The sequence below is a fragment of the Microbulbifer maximicatervae (SeqCode) genome, assembly GCF_052468095.1.
This window is the reverse complement of sequence record NZ_CP174332.1, coordinates 875,862-892,181: the sequence shown is the minus strand read 5'-3', so window position 1 is coordinate 892,181 and position 16,320 is coordinate 875,862. Positions and strand designations below refer to the sequence as shown.

Genomic DNA, 16,320 nt, shown 5'->3' with positions numbered 1-16,320 from the left:
CAACAGCGAACGAATACACTCTTTCCATGTTTATTACAAAACCAAAAACCCATAAATTGTAGCCTTATCTATTCGAAAGCTTTAGATTCTTTCTCTATTCCACGCATATACCTACGAGTTGACAAGCCAACTGGAGAAGTTTTAGGCGCAGACTTCCCTCCTGCATTTAGCACATCAAACACATGGGTTAAGCAGCTTTTTGTTTCTACGCAGTAATCCGGGGTATCTAATTTATTGATATCATAGTTTGCTCTATCAAACGCAGTTTGACCATTTATTAGCAAATTTTGTTGGTAATTTTGTGCTGCTTCTGCATCGGGTAGCTTAACTTTGTATACAGCAACAAGTGTTAATTCTGATTCCGAGGGGTGAAATTCAACATCTAGAGTCTTACTTCCCTGTTCACCAGCCTGCTCTGTGCCTATTTTATATCCATCATGCTCAGTAATAATTGCAAAATGAGGACTATCTTCTCCTTGATAGTGATAGATATAAGCAAATCCCTCCTTGCAACTTAGTCCAAGAGGATCTATCCATCTAACCGGATTTGACGCATACCGATAATTATTAATCCCACCGGATAACCCGATCGGATCCTGCTGCGTAAACTCCCCAACCTCCGGATCATAATACCTAAACCGGTTGTAGTGCAGCCCGGTCTCTTCATCGAAATACTGTCCCTGGAAACGAATCGGCTGTTCTACCTGATTCTCATGAGCTAATGCAATATTGCCATAGCTCTTATAGGCAACACTCCAAACCACCTCACCTTCCTGGTTGGTAAGAGTATCAGGCGTTCCCAGGTGATCCAGATGGTAGTGATAGACCTGCTCATCTTCTTTCAGTGCAACCGGTTTGAAAGTCCCCGGTTCAAAATAGTAAGTCCGAGTATTAAGATCTTGTTGGGTGTGGATATCGGATTTGTTTTCACGAAGCAGGACATCCTCATCCCAGAGGAAGCAAGTTTGTTCGCTATTAGTAGATTTATCAATACGGCGACCCAGTGGGTCATATTGGTAGTGAATCTCTTGTTGAAGCTGTTCGCTCCCCTCTTCCACTTTGAGCTTTTCAACCCGCACCAACTGCTGGCGACTGTTGTACTGATAGCGGGTCTGCAGTTTCTGCCCTTTACCACGCAGCTCGGCGATACGGTTGCCATGGATATCGTAGCGATAGTGAGTATCGCCACGGAAAGCTAATCGATTGCCCTTGACTTGAGTGGCACTGGCCTGCTGTTTGGCTTCATCTTCTGATCTAGCGGCGGCCAGAATATTGTGTGCGGGGTCGTGCACAAAATATTCTGGGTTGGGGCCATCAACCTGGGTGAGGCGATCCAGAGCATCGTAGTGATAGCTGCGGGTACCACGTAAACTGTCCTCAATCTTGGCGATCTGACCAGCTTTGTTGTACTGGTAGCTGCGCTCCAGAATTGAGTGAGAATTTTGAGTTGGGTCGGAGACTGGGCCGCTAGCTTTATTTAGACACAGTTTTTGCAGTCGCCCCTGAGGGTCATAATCCCGCTGGCTTTCCAGTCCATTGCCGTGCTGTCGCTGACTCTCCCTGCCCTGTTCATCGTGACTGATACTGGTAATCAGCTGATCAATATCAGTGCCTGAGGGGCGACGGTGTAGGCTTTGGAATTGGCCGGCGGGGTTGAAGGCGAAGTTGAGCACTTCGCCATCAGGCAAGGTAGTAGCGATGCGGTTGCCTGCAGCATCGTACTTATGAATGAGTTTATCTTTGCCCTGCCAATCCGCAGTCACGCGGCCGTTGGCATCATATTCCCAGCGCAGTTTACGATGGGTATTTTCCGCTTCGATTAACTGACCGCTGCGGTTATAGCGGAAGTTGGTTACACCATCCGGGGTGACTTCTTCCAACAGGCGGCCAAAAGGGTCACGCTGGAAAATGGTGTCGACACCCTTGCCGGTATCAGCATCAGTGACAGCCCTGGAACTAATCAGGTGCCCAGCGCGGTTATAGGCGTAGCGAGTCACGCGTCCATCGAAGCCCACTTCTTCAATCAGGCGTTCGTTCAGGTCGTACTTGAGCTGGTACCGCTCACCATTTTCGTTGGTGAGGCCCACAAAGTTGCGCTCGCCGTCGTAGTGGTACTCCAGGCGGCTGCCGTCCGGGTTAGTGCGCAACTTAACCTGGCTGAGGCCGTCGTAGGCGTAGCAGGTGCTGCGGCCTTCGGAGTCCATAACTTCCGCAAGCAGCCCTTGGGGGTTATAGCTGTACTGAGTCCTAGACCCATCTGGGGTAATAACTGCGTGGATACGGTCCTGGGCATCGTATTCATAGCGGGTTATCTGGCCAGGAGCATGCTGTACTTCCTCCAGGCGGCGGGCACCGTCATAACGGTAGTGCTGAGTTCGACCCATGGGGTCTTTGACCGCTGCCAACTTGCCCTCAGGATTCCACAGATAGCGGGTGGCATTGCCCAGAGGATCGGTAACACTGCCTATCAATCCGACCGGGTTATAGCTATATCGGGTGCTACTGCCAAGAGGGTCTTTGGTGGTGACGATCTGGCCTTTCTGGTTGTATTCACGTTGCCAGGAGTTACCGGCGGGATCAGTCACTTTGGCAGGCAGACCTTCACCGTTGTACTCGATGCGGTGGCTGTTGCCAGCGGCATCGGTCTTTTGTATCAAGCGACCCTGGTCATCATACTTATAGAGTTCTTCTCGCCGACTGCCATCATCGCTGGGCAATTGTACTTTGGTAACTTGGCCCAGATCGTTGTAGCTGTAGAGGGTCTCTGCACCTTCAGGGTCGCGGTGATAAATCGGTAGGGCGCGATCATTAAAGCGGTAACGTTCCTGTCCCCCACGAGTATCCGTTACGGTAACGCCGTGGCCATCCTCATCCCAGGCAAATTTGTAGTTGTAGGTAGCCTGCCCGTCGATAGCATCACCCCATTGGCGTACGCAACGAGCAGATGGGCCTTCTTTATCCCACTCAAAGTAAAAGTGGTAACCGGTTTTTAGGATGCGCTTGGAAATAACATGCTGGTGATATTCATATTGCTCACTGTAGCCATCCGCATCGGTGGCTTTTATCAGATCACCTTCATCACTGTATTCGTACTGAGCCAGTATTTTAATGCGACCATCGCGAGTTTCTTTCTTCAGCTCGCCAATACGCAGGCTATTGGGCTGCCCTTCGGGCGGGCTGATATGCAGAGCTTCACCAAGGCTGCTTTCGATACAAATCAGGCGCTCATCGATATAGTGGAAGAGGTAATAGTTACCGTAGCCATCGCGGATTTCAGAGAGTTTTAGAGCCCCTTTAGTACCTGTCGCCTTGAAGTGTTTTTGCACACCATTTTGGGCTCCGTAGGGAGTTACAACCCAATGCTCATCGTTAACGCGAGTTAACGATAAATTTTCCACCACATTGTGGCTGCGGCCGCTATTACCCGGTGCAGGTAAGCTGATTACCCGGCCCTCGGCATCATGAAACTGTACCGCTTTGCCTGGACGCCATACCAGGCGCTCATTCAACGTGTGGGTCCAGCCGTGGCCCAAACCGAAATCCCTGGCGTTACTGCTGCGGTAAGTTCGCGCCAGAGTTAGTGGCAGCGGGCCATCCAGCACCGTATCCACCAAAGTCAGACGCTCTTCACCTGTTTTTAAGTTGATCGGTTCACCACCTTCACAGGCATTGGCATTGCACTGGGAGGTATCACCGTTCTGGTTTTCCCCGGTGTCGCTATTGGTATTGTCCGGCTCGTTGCTATTATTCGCTTGGCTACCTTGCGACTCACTTGAATTATTATTGGAGCCACTATTGCTTTGATTGGAATTTGAGGCAGTGCTGCTGGCCCCTGAGCCACCAGAACTGCCGGAGCTGGAGCTACTTGAAGAGGGCCCACTGGAGCTGGCTGGTGGGGCTGCCGCTTCAGAGGAACTCAAATCGGAGAAGTTAGCGCCTTCCCCTCCCTTAGCGTTGCCACCCTTTTTCTTGGAAACCAGCTGTTGCTGCTTCTTCAGTTTGGCCAAGTCCAACATCAGCTCGCCGACATTTTTAAAGGACTTCAGCAAGCGCGCATTTTTGGCCATAGCTACAGCGGCGCCGACGCCTCCAGTAATCGCCGCTAGGACGATAGTGAGGATAATTTCAAAGGCGCCACCGCCGGCTATTTCGGTAATTTCCAGGCTGTGTTGTGCTTTTACATAATCCTGGGCAAAGCGAAAAATAATCTCGCGTAGGGCCGGATCATCGTAAATAATTTGAGCAACGTCGAATGCCAAATCCAGTTGCTGTTTAGTGATCTTTGAAGGGTCAAAACCGAGTACATCCACCACTTCCTTTTGTAAGTCAGTGACATATTCCTGGCCAGACTCTGCGAAGCTCTTGTCATTCCAGAAGTAATTTGCTGTGGCAACACTCAGCCGCTGGGATTGGCGCATGGGATTCAGCATTTGCGCCACTTCAAGCACATCTTTTGTCCATACCGCCAAGCCCCAGGCGGCATTGCCAAAACCGGTCGCGCCACTTTCAATATAGGCACCCACTTTTTCCAGCGTTGAGCGCTTCTCATGCTGCTGCTGGATTTGGGCCGCCTCTGCCCTCTCCTGGGCAATAATTTGCTGCAGGCCGATACGAATCTTGGCAATCAACTCAGCCTGTTTGTCAGCAATTACGATAGCTGCCGTTGGCGCTTCTTCAATAATCAGACGATTCTGGATTAAAGCGCGATAAATCTCTCGTTCAGAAGAGGACAAATGGCCGGGCGGCTCAGATAGGGGACCCAGGAAGATTGTGCCCGAGGTACCCGCTTGAATACTGGTACTGAGTAAATTGCAGGAGCTACCTCCCAGGCTGAAGAAGTGCTGGTAAATTTTCTCAATAACCGCATCGTCGAACATCGAAAGCAAGTGGCCGGCATCGACCTGCATCGGAATCCCCAGCGGGTACGTCCACCCTACTCTCACTTCGTACTGGATGCCTTGCTTATTTTCAACACGTAGCTGCATGATAATCCTTTAAACACTTACGCCTATCTGGACCTAGTGGGGACCTAATTCAGTTAATTCTCACCCGCGAACATTAGGGACCCCCCAAAGAACTCCGGTAAGCTTTCGATTCCGACTATTTTTCGAGCAAAATACCTTTAAACTGAAGTCAACCAGACTTCAACTGGTGATTCCTCCGAGCTTTGTCGGCGTCGATTAAAATCGAAATCGCAAGATCAGCCAATACCACGCCATTACACAACGAAGCCGCTGAGAAGAACATTCTCTATCCAAAAAAGGGAGCTTAAGGGCTACCATGCTAGAAGAATACTAACGATTAGATTCTTATCTTCCTTTTCACTCTTAAGAAGTTAAGAATCTAGGTGGCGCCGAATAAAACGTAGGGCTGAGATCTACTTCGCGAGGTTACCGCAAATTAGGTAAATACGGTAGATAGCAAGTGTTAAGCTGAGTAGAGAAGCTTTCGGGAGCAGAAATTAAAACTTCGATAACACAAAACCGAGCCAAAGTTATCGTCGATTAATTTTCAATAAACCAATAAAAATAGTACCCGTGTATTAAAAAAATATCCCGTAATACAAACCCTATGAACAATTATTATTCATTTGTTTACCGTAATTGGATAATTTCTCTACAGCGAGTATCAATATTCCGTTATTGATAAAAGTAACTAATTGGATAGCTTTTGGCAGGCTGCGAAATTGGATCTTTAAATTTGTGACACTCATCACAAGGATATCCCAGTTACAAGCAGGGTGAACGGGGAAATCAGCGGACGGGATTGCCTTGAACTGCAATAAAGCGCGGTATGGGTTGAAGTAGGCCCAGTAACCTCATGATCAGGTGCCTGAGCCTTTTTTCAGAAAGCCTATTCGATCTCTTTGATCCGCATGGAGTTGGTATGCCCACCCATATTGAGGCGTTCCCCCTGGGTAATCAGTACCCGCTGCCCTTTCTGCAAATCGATTCTAGAGCTTAATACCTCGATAACCGCTTCGGTTAAATGTCCCAGGGGAACTGAAGCCGGATCAAAGCTCACTGTCTCTACTCCCCGTAACAGCATCAGCTGGCGAGCGATTTTAGGATGCCGGGTTAGTGCATAGATCGGCAAGCGAGTATTTGCACGGGACATCATTCTCGGTGTGCGGCCAGACTCGGTCAGTGCGGCTACAGCACAGAGATTCTCCACGCGCGTTGCAACATCAATCGCCGCCTGGGCAATTACAGTATCGATTAGAGCTGAAGAACCGTGGTCCTCTGCAGTGTAGGGAACACTGCCCAAATACTGTTCAGCGCCGATAATCACTTCACTCATAGATTCCACAGCGGCAACCGGGTAATCGCCTGCAGCTGTTTCCGCCGACAGCATAACTGCATCGGTACCGTCCAGCACCGCATTGGCAACATCCATCACCTCGGCACGGGTGGGAGTCGGGCTGGTAATCATCGACTCCATCATTTGTGTTGCAGTGATTACGGCGCGATTGAGAGCATTTGCGCGGTTGATCAGTTTTTTCTGCACCCCGACCAGAGCGGGATCACCGATCTCTACCCCTAGGTCACCTCGAGCTACCATAATCGCATCGGAAGCCAGGATTAGGCTGTCCATTTGCTCATCATCGGCAACTGCTTCGGCCCTTTCAACTTTGGCGACGATCGCTGCTTGGCTACCAGCCTCTGCCATGGCTTTGCGAGCAGTATCCAGGTCTTCCGCACAACGCGGGAAACTGACTGCGAGGAAATCCACTTCGAGATCTGCTGCCAGCTTGATATCCCGGTAGTCTTTTTCTGTCAGTGCCGGTGCAGACAGGCCCCCGCCCAACAAGTTGATGCCCTTGTTATTCGACAGCTTACCGCCTTGTAAAACTCGGCAATAGAGCTTGCTTGGCGTAGTGCCGGTTACTTCAAGGCGAATCTTGCCATCATCCAACAGCAGGATATTGCCGGACTGGCAGTCGCTGATCAGGCTTGGATAATCCACTCCAACGCGGTGTTCATCTCCCCCTTCAACCGGGCAATCCAGATCGAGGGTAAATTCGTCATTGTTTTCAAGCTGAACACTGCCCTTGGCAAAACGGGCAATACGGATTTTAGGGCCCTGCAAGTCCCCCAAAACCGCAACAATTTTTCCCTGCGCTTCGGCGGCGTTGCGTACCTCTGTAACGCGGCGTCGGTGATCCTCTGCCGATCCGTGAGAAAAGTTCAGACGTACAACATTCACCCCAGCGCGAATCATTTCATCGATTACGCGAGGCTTGTCCGTACCCGGGCCTAAGGTTGCTACGATTTTTGTATGGCGAATCATAAGATCCCGTCATCTAATAATTTGAGAAGGAGGTTCAGAGGGCTATCAAATAGGAATTCTATGTCCATTAAATGGCCCTCAGTAATTGAATTACCAAAATATGGTAAATGAGGGGAATCAGGCGGATTCAGCAACAGGCTGGTTCAACTGAAGCGTTTCAGCCATCGCCAAACTGGTATCCAACATGCGGTGGGAGAAGCCCCACTCGTTGTCATACCAAGCCATGACCTTCACCAAGTTACCATTCACACGGGTGTGGTTGGCATCAAAGTGACTGGAGGCACTGGTGTGATTGAAGTCCACGGATACCAAGGGCTGATCGCAGTAGGTCAGTACACCGCCACTGGCCTTAGCAGCTTCCTGCATAATGCGGTTAACTTCTTCGGCGGTGGTGTCACGGCCGGCAATAAACTGACAGTCCACCAGAGACACATTACTTATCGGTACACGGACGGCCATACCATCGAGGCGACCTTTTAACTCAGGCAATACCAAACCTACCGCTGCAGCCGCACCTGTTTTGGTAGGGATCATATTATCCGCCGCCGCACGGGCACGATAAATATCTGCGTGCACTGCATCTTGGGTATTCTGGTCATTGGTATAGGCATGCACGGTAGTCATAAAGCCGCGCTCAATACCCAATTCACGATGCAGTGCTTGAGCTACAGGTGCCAGACAATTGGTAGTGCAGGATGCATTGGATACCACACGGTGATCCGCAGTGAGATTGCTGTCGTTTACACCGTAAACAACGGTGAGATCCGCATCTCTTGAGGGTGCAGAAATCAGCACTGCAGCGGCACCGGCTTCAATATGGGCAGAAGCGGAAGCGCGATCGGTAAAGCGGCCAGTACACTCCAGGACTAAATCCACACCCAGTTGCTTCCAAGGCAATTTGGAAGGGTCGCGCTCCTGGCAAACCTGAACTCGATCACCACCAATAACCAGAGCATCACCATCGACTTTGACGTCTGTACCAAAGCGACCGTGAATAGTATCGAAGCGAGTCAGGTGAGCATTAGAAGCTACCGGAGCGAGATCATTAATCGCGACCAACTGAACACGATCGCTGTAACCTGATTCATAGATAGCTCGGGTGACATTTCTACCGATACGACCGTAACCATTAATGGCAATTTTAATTTTCATCTCGCTTTACCCTCTTTATACGCTTCTGGTTTTTCAAGTGGCACCCGCTTGCGAGTGCACCATACCGAGTGTGTGTTATTTCAATTCCGCAGCTTGTTTTGCCAGACGAGTAATCTCTGCCCAGTTCTTTTCACGAACCAGAGTGCTGCTCGCCATCCAGGAACCACCGACACAAACCACATTGTTCAGAGCCAGAAAGTCCGGGGCATTTTGAGGCCCTATACCACCGGTGGGACAAAAGCGAACGTCCTGTAGCGGACCGCCAATGGATTTCAGCATTGGCACTCCCCCTGCCGCCTGGGCTGGGAAAAATTTCTGGTAGCGATAACCACGCTCGTAGAGGCGCATCACTTCTGAAACACTGGCAGCACCGGGCAGCAGCGGTACTTCACTGCCTTCAGCAACATCCAGTAAGCGGTCGGTTGCGCCGGGGCTCACCATAAAGCTAGCGCCGGCTTCGATAGAGCGACGCAGATCATCACCATTGAGCACCGTGCCAGTTCCCACATGGGCTTCCGGCAGGTGTTTTGCAATTTGTTCAACAACTTCCAGGGCTGCCTCAGTGCGCAGGGTTACCTCAAGTACTTTCAGGCCACCTTCAATCAAAGCGCCGGCAAGAGGGAGGGCATCTTCAACTTTATCTACAACCAGTACTGGGACAACGCCAGCTACCTGCAAAATCTCGGCGATATTTTTCTGCATCAGATAATTCCAAATCTTTCGTTAAGGCGCCCAGTAAACAGTGACTGGTTTCAGCCCCTGCTTAAGAATACTGCGCACCGGCATTTCTAACTCATCACTGCCGAGCAACGCCTCGCGATAAACTTTTAGCTTCTCTTCGCCAGTGATCAATAACTTGATATTGCGCGCTTGCAAAATTGCACTCAGGGTCAAAGTCATACGCTCGGTATTGGAGCCGGTAACTTCACTTTGATTAGCAGTAATTGCCTTGCACAACTTTTGTGATTCAGGATTTAGTGCACCCTGCAAGCCCTGTGCATGGGGGAATAGTGATGCGGTGTGGCCGTCACTGCCCATACCCAGCAGACAAACATCAAACGGTTTCTGCAACTCGCTATATGCGCGCTCACAGGCCTCTTCACCTTCAGCGGCTGTTGCATGTGAGTTTTTCATACCCAGGAAATTGGCTTCAGCGCCAAAGTTCTGTAAGAGCGACTTTTCAATGAAAGCTGCGTTACTACCGCTTTCGGTTTTTTCTACCCAGCGCTCATCAACGAGAGCAGCTGTAATTTGTGACCACGGAAGCGGGCGTTTGGATAGCTCGCGATAAACTGGTTCCGGCGTACTGCCGCCAGATACCAGGAAACTTGCGTGATTTTTTTCTTTAATACCTTTTTGCAGTTCGCAAGCACAATCGTGGGCTAGAGCCTGCACCAGGCGCTCGCGATCTTGGAAAAATTTTTCTTCAGCCATGGATTCTTCCATTTCTCTTAGTGGAAACCGGCGCGGTAAATTTAATAGCTGCGCCGGATTTCCAGATTATTACTGCGCGTTAAACCAATGACGATCACTGCGTGACAGCAGTTTTTCTGCCTCTTCTGGCCCCCAGCTACCTGCAGGATAGGGCTGCGGCTGATTAGCCGTTTCGCGCCAATGCTCAATAATTGGATCCACCCACGCCCAGGCAGCGGCAACTTCGTCGCGGTGGATAAAAAGCGCGGGATTATTTGCTGCAGCATCCAACATCAGGCGCTTATAAGCGTCGCTGCGGAAACTGTCATAAGTATCAGAAAGGGTTAAATTCAATTCGGCCGGTTGCAACTCAGTGGTGAGACTGTCCATTTTTTTCGCCATCAAAACCAGCTTGATACTTTCTTCCGGCTGTAAGCGAATAACCAAGCGATTGGGAACAACCTTTCCGGCTGACTCATCGTATACATGATGAGAAACATTTTTGTACTGCACTACAATTTCGGCACAACGCTTTTCCATGCGCTTGCCGGTACGCAAGTAAAACGGCACCCCTGCCCAACGCCAACTATCGATATGTGCTCGAATGGCAACGAAGGTTTCGGTTGAACTGGTTCCACCGTCGAGTTCATCGAGGTAACCAGGAACATCATTGCCATTGATTTGACCAGCTATATACTGGCCACGCACAACATTTTTATCAACCAAATTACCGGTAAGCGGGCGCAAAGCCTCAAGCACCTTAATTTTTTCTGCACGGATATTCTTCGCCGACATACTGTTGGGAGATTCCATGGCGATAAGGCACAGCAGTTGCAGCAGATGGTTTTGCACCATATCCCGCATAGCACCAGTTTCATCATAAAAACCCGCACGCCCTTCCAGGCCTACGGTTTCTGAAATACTGATCTGGATATGATCAATGGTTTTTGCATCCCAAAGATGCTCAAACAATACATTGCTAAAACGCAGTGCAAGAAGGTTTTGGACAGTTTCTTTACCCAGGTAGTGATCGATACGGAAGATACTATCTTCCGGGAAGTAACTGGCAATTTTACTGTTAATTTCATCAGAGGTTTGGGCGTTATAGCCCAGTGGCTTTTCCACTACGACTCTGGAATTTCCAGTAATCAGGCCTTTTACGGAGAGGTTTTCACAACAGGGGCCGAATACCGCGGGCGGTATTGCCAAATAGAAAATACGAACCCGCTCTGAGTCGGAACCGAGAATTTCTGCCAGGTGATCCCACTGGCTATCCGGTACGGCAATATCCAGTGCGATCGGACAAAGTAATTGGCTAAATTGGTCCCAGCTCGAAGCACTGTACTCACCCTCACGGAGATATTTTTGCAGTGCCTGGTGGGCTGTTTCGATATATTGATCAACATCTGATTGGCGGCGACACACCGGAAGGATGCGACAGCCCTCAACCAAGCTGCCCTCTCTAAATGCTCGGTAAAGTGCCGGTAGTAACTTGCGCAGTGCAAGGTCTCCGCCTCCACCAAATAACACTATATCAAAAGGGTTAATCATAAATTTTGCTCTGAGATCGTTCTTTTCTCGGAGCCTGTTTGGCTCCGTAATAATCAATAAAGAATACTTGCACCGGTCTCTGCACCGCTGGCAAGCCCGCGCATATTAGCGAAAAGTTCACGGCCCGTACCACGGGCACTTTCAGACAGATCACACTGGGCCGGTTGGCGGGCATTAAATTCAGCTTCATCTACCAGCACGCGTAAAATACCGGCCTCTGAATCGAGCTCAATCATGTCGCCCTCTTGCACCTTGGCAATCGCACCGCCTTCTACGGCTTCCGGTGACATATGAATGGCAGCAGGGACTTTCCCGGAAGCGCCGGACATACGCCCATCAGTGACTAACGCCACTTTAAAGCCACGATCCTGCAGCACCCCCAACGTCGGTGTTAACTTGTGCAGTTCCGGCATACCGTTGGCACGAGGTCCCTGGAATCTCACTACAGCTACAAAGTCACGCTCTAGCTCACCGGCTTTGAATCGCTTGAGCAGGTCGTCCTGGTTATCCAGAACAATGGCCGGAGCCTTCACTTTGAGGTGCTCAGATTTAACCGCAGAGACTTTGATTACACTGCGCCCAAGATTTCCTTCGAGCAACTGCAAACCACCATGCTGGGAGAAAGGGTCTGTGGCTGGACGAATGACCGTCGTATCACCGCTCTCTTCTGGAGTGGGTTTCCAAACCACACCACCGCCAGCATCACTGTTGAGGAAGGGGTCTTCACAGTAAGGTTCGAGACCGGAATTACCGAGTACTGTGTGCACATCATCGTGTAAAAGGCCAGCGGAGCGGAGTTCGCGAATCAGGAACTGCATACCGCCGGCTGCGGCAAAGTGGTTGATATCCGCAGTACCGTTCGGGTACACATGACAAAGCAACGGCACCACTTCAGAGAGGTCGGCCATATCCTGCCAAGTCAACTGAATACCTGCTGCACGCGCCATCGCAATAAGGTGCAATGTGTGGTTTGTGGATCCGCCGGTAGCGAGCAGTCCCACCACTCCGTTGACGAATGCTTTTTCGGTGAGAATTTTAGCTACCGAAGTGTGCCGGCTCGGTTCAGTAATTTTTACCAATTGCGCCACGGCAGCTTCATTTAATGCCGAGCGCAATTCGGTACCGGGGTTTACGAAGGAACTGCCAGGCAGTTGCAGTCCCATAATTTCTACCAACATCTGGTTACTGTTGGCAGTGCCGTAAAAGGTGCAGGTGCCGGCACTGTGGTAGGAAGCACTCTCGGCTTCCAATAGTTCAGAGCGCCCTACTTTACCTTCAGCATAGAGCTGGCGAACCCGGACTTTTTCCGCATTGGACAGGCCTGTGGGCATTGGACCCGCAGGTACAAAAATTGAAGGCAAGTGGCCAAAAGAGAGAGCACCAATAACCAGGCCGGGGACAATTTTGTCGCAGATACCCAGGAATATGGCTCCTTCGAAAACATCATGCGAAAGCGCGATTGCTGTGGACATGGCAATCACATCTCGCGAAAACAGGCTGAGTTCCATCCCTGCACGCCCTTGAGTCACCCCATCGCACATTGCCGGTACGCCACCGGCAACCTGGGCCGTTGCGCCATTGCGCGCAGCTGCCTCTTTCAATTGAGCAGGGTAGGCACCATAAGGCTGATGAGCGGACAACATATCGTTGTAGGCGTTGACGATACCCAGGTTCGGCCCCCGCCCCGAGGCGATCAACTGCTTATCACCTTCCGGAGATGCGGCTATTGCGTGGGCCAAGTTTCCGCAAGACACATGTGCCGCTGCCCGCCCTTCAATATGCGCTTTCTCAACCTGCGCAAGATACTCTGCACGAGTTTCTTCGCTGCGCTTAATGATGCGTTCGGTAACGGTCTGAAGCTTGCTGTGAACCATGACTATTCCGTAATAACTCTGTTGAGGTGGTCTCTAGTTACAAAAACCACCAGGGTCACATTTCAGTGGCATCAGCCACCTGTGATTATCTTTCCGTGGAGCGCCTTTCGGCGGAATGGCTCCCACTGCAACCCTTTGGTTGTAGTGCCATCAATGTCCTATTGCCCAATCGTAAATCTGAAGCAGGAGGAACAAAGTTGCTTTTATCAGATCGCTGGAAACCCAATCATTCCAGCGGACAACCTTTCAGCCCACGGCAAGACTGCTTATGGAGACTCATGGGAAATCCTGTTATCGGGTAGAAATCTCACTTCCGAACCTCTTCCCACTCTTAAAGCTGAATGTTAGTGATCCAACAATGCCGGAACCTCCTCCCCACCGAGGTGGTAGAGACTTTGGACGCCCGGCTTGAGTAATTCACCCAATCTGTAGCCACTCAATCTTATTGATACGCATTATGTAGTAAAACTACAAAAATTTTCAAGAGGCTTCAAATAGTGATTGAAGATGTTGACCAGGGGAGACAGGCATATAGGAAGTATTTGGCGCAAAAACCATCATTTTCTTTAATACTGGGCAACTTAATGCCTTCATTCAGTCACAAAGTGAAAGACTGGCCTTACTTAGGTGTAGGATTTTTACAGGCAAATGATAAGGTCTAGGAATCTCAAAGAATTGGGATAAAAAACTACAAATTACCCACAAATTAAGCAAGGAGGCGCACCCCATAAGCTAATTGCAGACTCATAACTGTTAAAATCCCACCTTCCAGCAATACTTACTTGTCGATGCCAGCAAGGCCAAGGCTCAGATAGAACTAGTTGATGCATGAAAGTCACAATTAACGATGTTGCCGAGCGCGCCGGCGTATCTATCAAAACAGTGTCCAGGGTGATCAATAATGAGCCCTCTGTACGCGCAGCCACTCGGCAAAAAGTGCTCGACGCAGTCAAAAGCCTGAACTACACACCCAGTCTGGCAGCGCGGAATCTGGCGGGGACACACTCCTATTCCATCGCATTTATTTATGACAACCCTAATGCCCACTACGTTATCGATATGCAAAACGGCATATTGGAAGCCTGCAGAGCAAAAGGTTATGAGCTACTTATCCATCCTTGCAATTCGAAATCTCCAGTTATCCACAGCGACTTAAATAAACTGGTCGAGCACGGCAAAGTAGCCGGATTGGTCCTGACCCCCCCTTTTTCAGAGTCACCTTCTTTTATCGATATGCTCCAATCCATGAATGTGGAATTTGTGCGAATTATTTCCTCCACCAATACAGAGAAAGCAAAGGGAAAGTCTATACAGATTGACGACCGCCAGGCCGCCTACAATATTACCCAGCACCTACTTTCACTCGGGCACAAGCGTATCGCTTATTTAAGCGGAGGCGAGGAGCACCTTTCCACATTGGGGCGCCAAAATGGATACAGCCAGGCACTCGAAGATGCAGGAATAGCAGTAGACCGACATTTGATTGTTGAAGGGAAATATTCATTTGAATCGGGCGAGATCAATGCGAGAAAGATCCTCGACAGCGACAAACCTCCCTCTGCAATATTTGCCGCTAATGACGAAATCGCAGCGGGCGCTCTATTTGCCGCCCGTATGTTAAAGATTGATGTTCCCGGACAAGTCTCTATCGCAGGATTTGAAGACAGCCCATTTTCTCGACAAACCTGGCCCAAACTTACAACCGCACACCAACCCAACCAGGAAATCGCCCGCTCGGCAGCAGAATTACTGCTTGAGAAAATTCAGTGTAAAAGTTCAAAAGAACTCAATGGTTCTGGGCAAGAGAGTGAAACATACCGTAGCTTCACCCCCGAGTTAATTATTCGACAATCCACTGGCCCCGCGCCCAAATAACCCCTTCAGCTTAAGAGAGATCTGGAAAGTTAATTTCGTCGATAAATTTCACGCCCCAGGCTCCAGGTCCTATTCACTTGCAGATCCTCACCTAATAAAACCATATCCGCTCGGGCCCCTTCAGTGATTACACCTGCTCCCAGACCAAGGAACTGCGCCGGATACAAACTTGCCATGCGCAGTGCTTCCGGCAATTCAACCCCACACCAGTCGCGGATATTTTTAACCGCGCCGATCATATCCAAGTGAGAACCCGCTAATTCTCCGGTACTGGAGGTCAGTTTATCCCCTTCTCGTGTAACCACTCGATCAAATAGGGGAAAACTGGTGGCATCACTGCCCACTAGCGACATTGCATCGCTTACCAGTAACAACTTACCGCGAGGTTTTGCTTTCAAAGCTAACGCCATAGCGCCGGTACTGACATGGTGGCCATCGGCAATTAATCCACACCAGGCATCATCCCGGATCAGAGCTGTACCCACCATACCCGGCTCACGCGAATGAAGCGGGGACATTGCATTGTATAAGTGGGTAAATCCTGTCGCTCCAGCATCCAACGCAGCTTCAACAACTTCAGCACTCGCATTCGAATGGCCGAGACAAACATGAACCCCCAGGGAAACCAACTTTCGGATATCGGATACCGATACACACTCTGGCGCCAGAGTGACCAAGCGGATTCCCAGGTCTTCCCGGGCGTAGAGGGAGAGTTCCTCATGACTCAAAGAGCGGATAAACCCTCCTTCATGGGTACCCTTTTTGGCCTCACTTAAATGCGGCCCCTCAAAATGTACTCCAATCACACCCGGAACACCGCTGGACAAGGCCCCACTTACCGCATCGGCTGCCTGCTGCATCACTGGAAAGCTATCCGTAATCAAGGTGGGCAGGAAAGCACTGGTACCAAACTGACTATGGGCTTCGCTTATTTTCTGAAGCGCATTAACTGAGGGCTCCTGATTAAACAGTACACCACCACCACCATTGACCTGGATATCAATAAAGCCCGGCACCAACAAACCCGGTAAGCGCTCAGCATCGGAACTCACACCCCCACCCACTGCGGAAATCAGTCCGCTATCTCCAATGGTGATAGCAACATCTGCAAGTATGCGCTCGCCATCAAATAGCTTTTCAGCAATCAGGATAACCCCCACTTCCC

At 50.1% G+C, this 16,320-nt stretch carries 10 protein-coding genes; 2 read left to right on the top strand and 8 right to left on the bottom strand.

Annotation, left to right across the window (positions count from 1 at the left end; translation table 11 throughout):
• Window positions 1-68: 68 nt before the first annotated feature.
• The 7 genes from ACJJIL_RS03820 to edd form a co-directional block, all read right to left on the bottom strand.
• Window positions 69-4,985: an RHS repeat-associated core domain-containing protein gene (locus ACJJIL_RS03820; RefSeq protein WP_445361235.1), complete on the bottom strand. Its 4,917-nt coding sequence runs from the start codon at window positions 4,983-4,985 to the stop codon at window positions 69-71.
• An 868-nt stretch (window positions 4,986-5,853) separates the two neighbouring features.
• Window positions 5,854-7,290: a pyruvate kinase gene (pyk, locus tag ACJJIL_RS03815; protein ID WP_444907446.1), complete on the bottom strand. Its 1,437-nt coding sequence runs from the start codon at window positions 7,288-7,290 to the stop codon at window positions 5,854-5,856.
• A 117-nt stretch (window positions 7,291-7,407) separates the two neighbouring features.
• The gene (gene gap / locus ACJJIL_RS03810; protein WP_445361234.1) at window positions 7,408-8,442 is read right to left on the bottom strand and encodes a type I glyceraldehyde-3-phosphate dehydrogenase; all 1,035 of its coding nucleotides are present in this window, start codon (window positions 8,440-8,442) and stop codon (window positions 7,408-7,410) included.
• A gap of 75 nt (window positions 8,443-8,517) precedes the next feature.
• On the bottom strand, window positions 8,518-9,144 hold the full coding sequence (eda, locus tag ACJJIL_RS03805; protein ID WP_444907444.1) for a bifunctional 4-hydroxy-2-oxoglutarate aldolase/2-dehydro-3-deoxy-phosphogluconate aldolase: 627 nt from the start codon (window positions 9,142-9,144) through the stop codon (window positions 8,518-8,520).
• A 21-nt stretch (window positions 9,145-9,165) separates the two neighbouring features.
• On the bottom strand, window positions 9,166-9,876 hold the full coding sequence (gene pgl, locus ACJJIL_RS03800; protein ID WP_445361233.1) for a 6-phosphogluconolactonase: 711 nt from the start codon (window positions 9,874-9,876) through the stop codon (window positions 9,166-9,168).
• A gap of 69 nt (window positions 9,877-9,945) precedes the next feature.
• The gene (zwf, locus tag ACJJIL_RS03795) at window positions 9,946-11,406 is read right to left on the bottom strand and encodes a glucose-6-phosphate dehydrogenase (protein ID WP_445361232.1); all 1,461 of its coding nucleotides are present in this window, start codon (window positions 11,404-11,406) and stop codon (window positions 9,946-9,948) included.
• 53 nt (window positions 11,407-11,459) lie between these two features.
• Window positions 11,460-13,280, bottom strand: coding sequence for a phosphogluconate dehydratase (edd, locus tag ACJJIL_RS03790; RefSeq protein WP_445361231.1), 1,821 nt, complete (start codon window positions 13,278-13,280; stop codon window positions 11,460-11,462).
• A gap of 497 nt (window positions 13,281-13,777) precedes the next feature.
• On the opposite strand from edd, the gene ACJJIL_RS03785 reads away from it, so the two are divergent.
• Window positions 13,778-13,942 (top strand): hypothetical protein, encoded by a 165-nt coding sequence (locus tag ACJJIL_RS03785; protein ID WP_445361230.1) that lies wholly within the window; start codon window positions 13,778-13,780, stop codon window positions 13,940-13,942.
• 166 nt (window positions 13,943-14,108) lie between these two features.
• Window positions 14,109-15,155: a LacI family DNA-binding transcriptional regulator gene (locus ACJJIL_RS03780; protein ID WP_445361229.1), complete on the top strand. Its 1,047-nt coding sequence runs from the start codon at window positions 14,109-14,111 to the stop codon at window positions 15,153-15,155.
• Window positions 15,156-15,184: 29 nt separating this feature from the next.
• Here the strand turns inward: ACJJIL_RS03780 and nagA are convergent, their stop codons facing one another.
• Window positions 15,185-16,315, bottom strand: coding sequence for an N-acetylglucosamine-6-phosphate deacetylase (gene nagA / locus ACJJIL_RS03775; RefSeq protein ID WP_445361228.1), 1,131 nt, complete (start codon window positions 16,313-16,315; stop codon window positions 15,185-15,187).
• Between the last annotated feature and the right edge of the window lie 5 nt (window positions 16,316-16,320).

Excerpts from the sequence above, each read along its gene's own strand:
- ACJJIL_RS03820 (WP_445361235.1), bottom strand. The coding sequence starts at position 4,985 with ATGCAGCTACGTGTTGAAAATAAGCAAGGCATCCAGTACGAAGTGAGA.
- pyk (WP_444907446.1), bottom strand. The coding sequence starts at position 7,290 with ATGATTCGCCATACAAAAATCGTAGCAACCTTAGGCCCGGGTACGGAC.
- gap (WP_445361234.1), bottom strand. The coding sequence starts at position 8,442 with ATGAAAATTAAAATTGCCATTAATGGTTACGGTCGTATCGGTAGAAAT.
- eda (WP_444907444.1), bottom strand. The coding sequence starts at position 9,144 with ATGCAGAAAAATATCGCCGAGATTTTGCAGGTAGCTGGCGTTGTCCCA.
- pgl (WP_445361233.1), bottom strand. The coding sequence starts at position 9,876 with ATGGCTGAAGAAAAATTTTTCCAAGATCGCGAGCGCCTGGTGCAGGCT.
- zwf (WP_445361232.1), bottom strand. The coding sequence starts at position 11,406 with ATGATTAACCCTTTTGATATAGTGTTATTTGGTGGAGGCGGAGACCTT.
- edd (WP_445361231.1), bottom strand. The coding sequence starts at position 13,280 with ATGGTTCACAGCAAGCTTCAGACCGTTACCGAACGCATCATTAAGCGC.
- ACJJIL_RS03780 (WP_445361229.1), top strand. The coding sequence starts at position 14,109 with ATGAAAGTCACAATTAACGATGTTGCCGAGCGCGCCGGCGTATCTATC.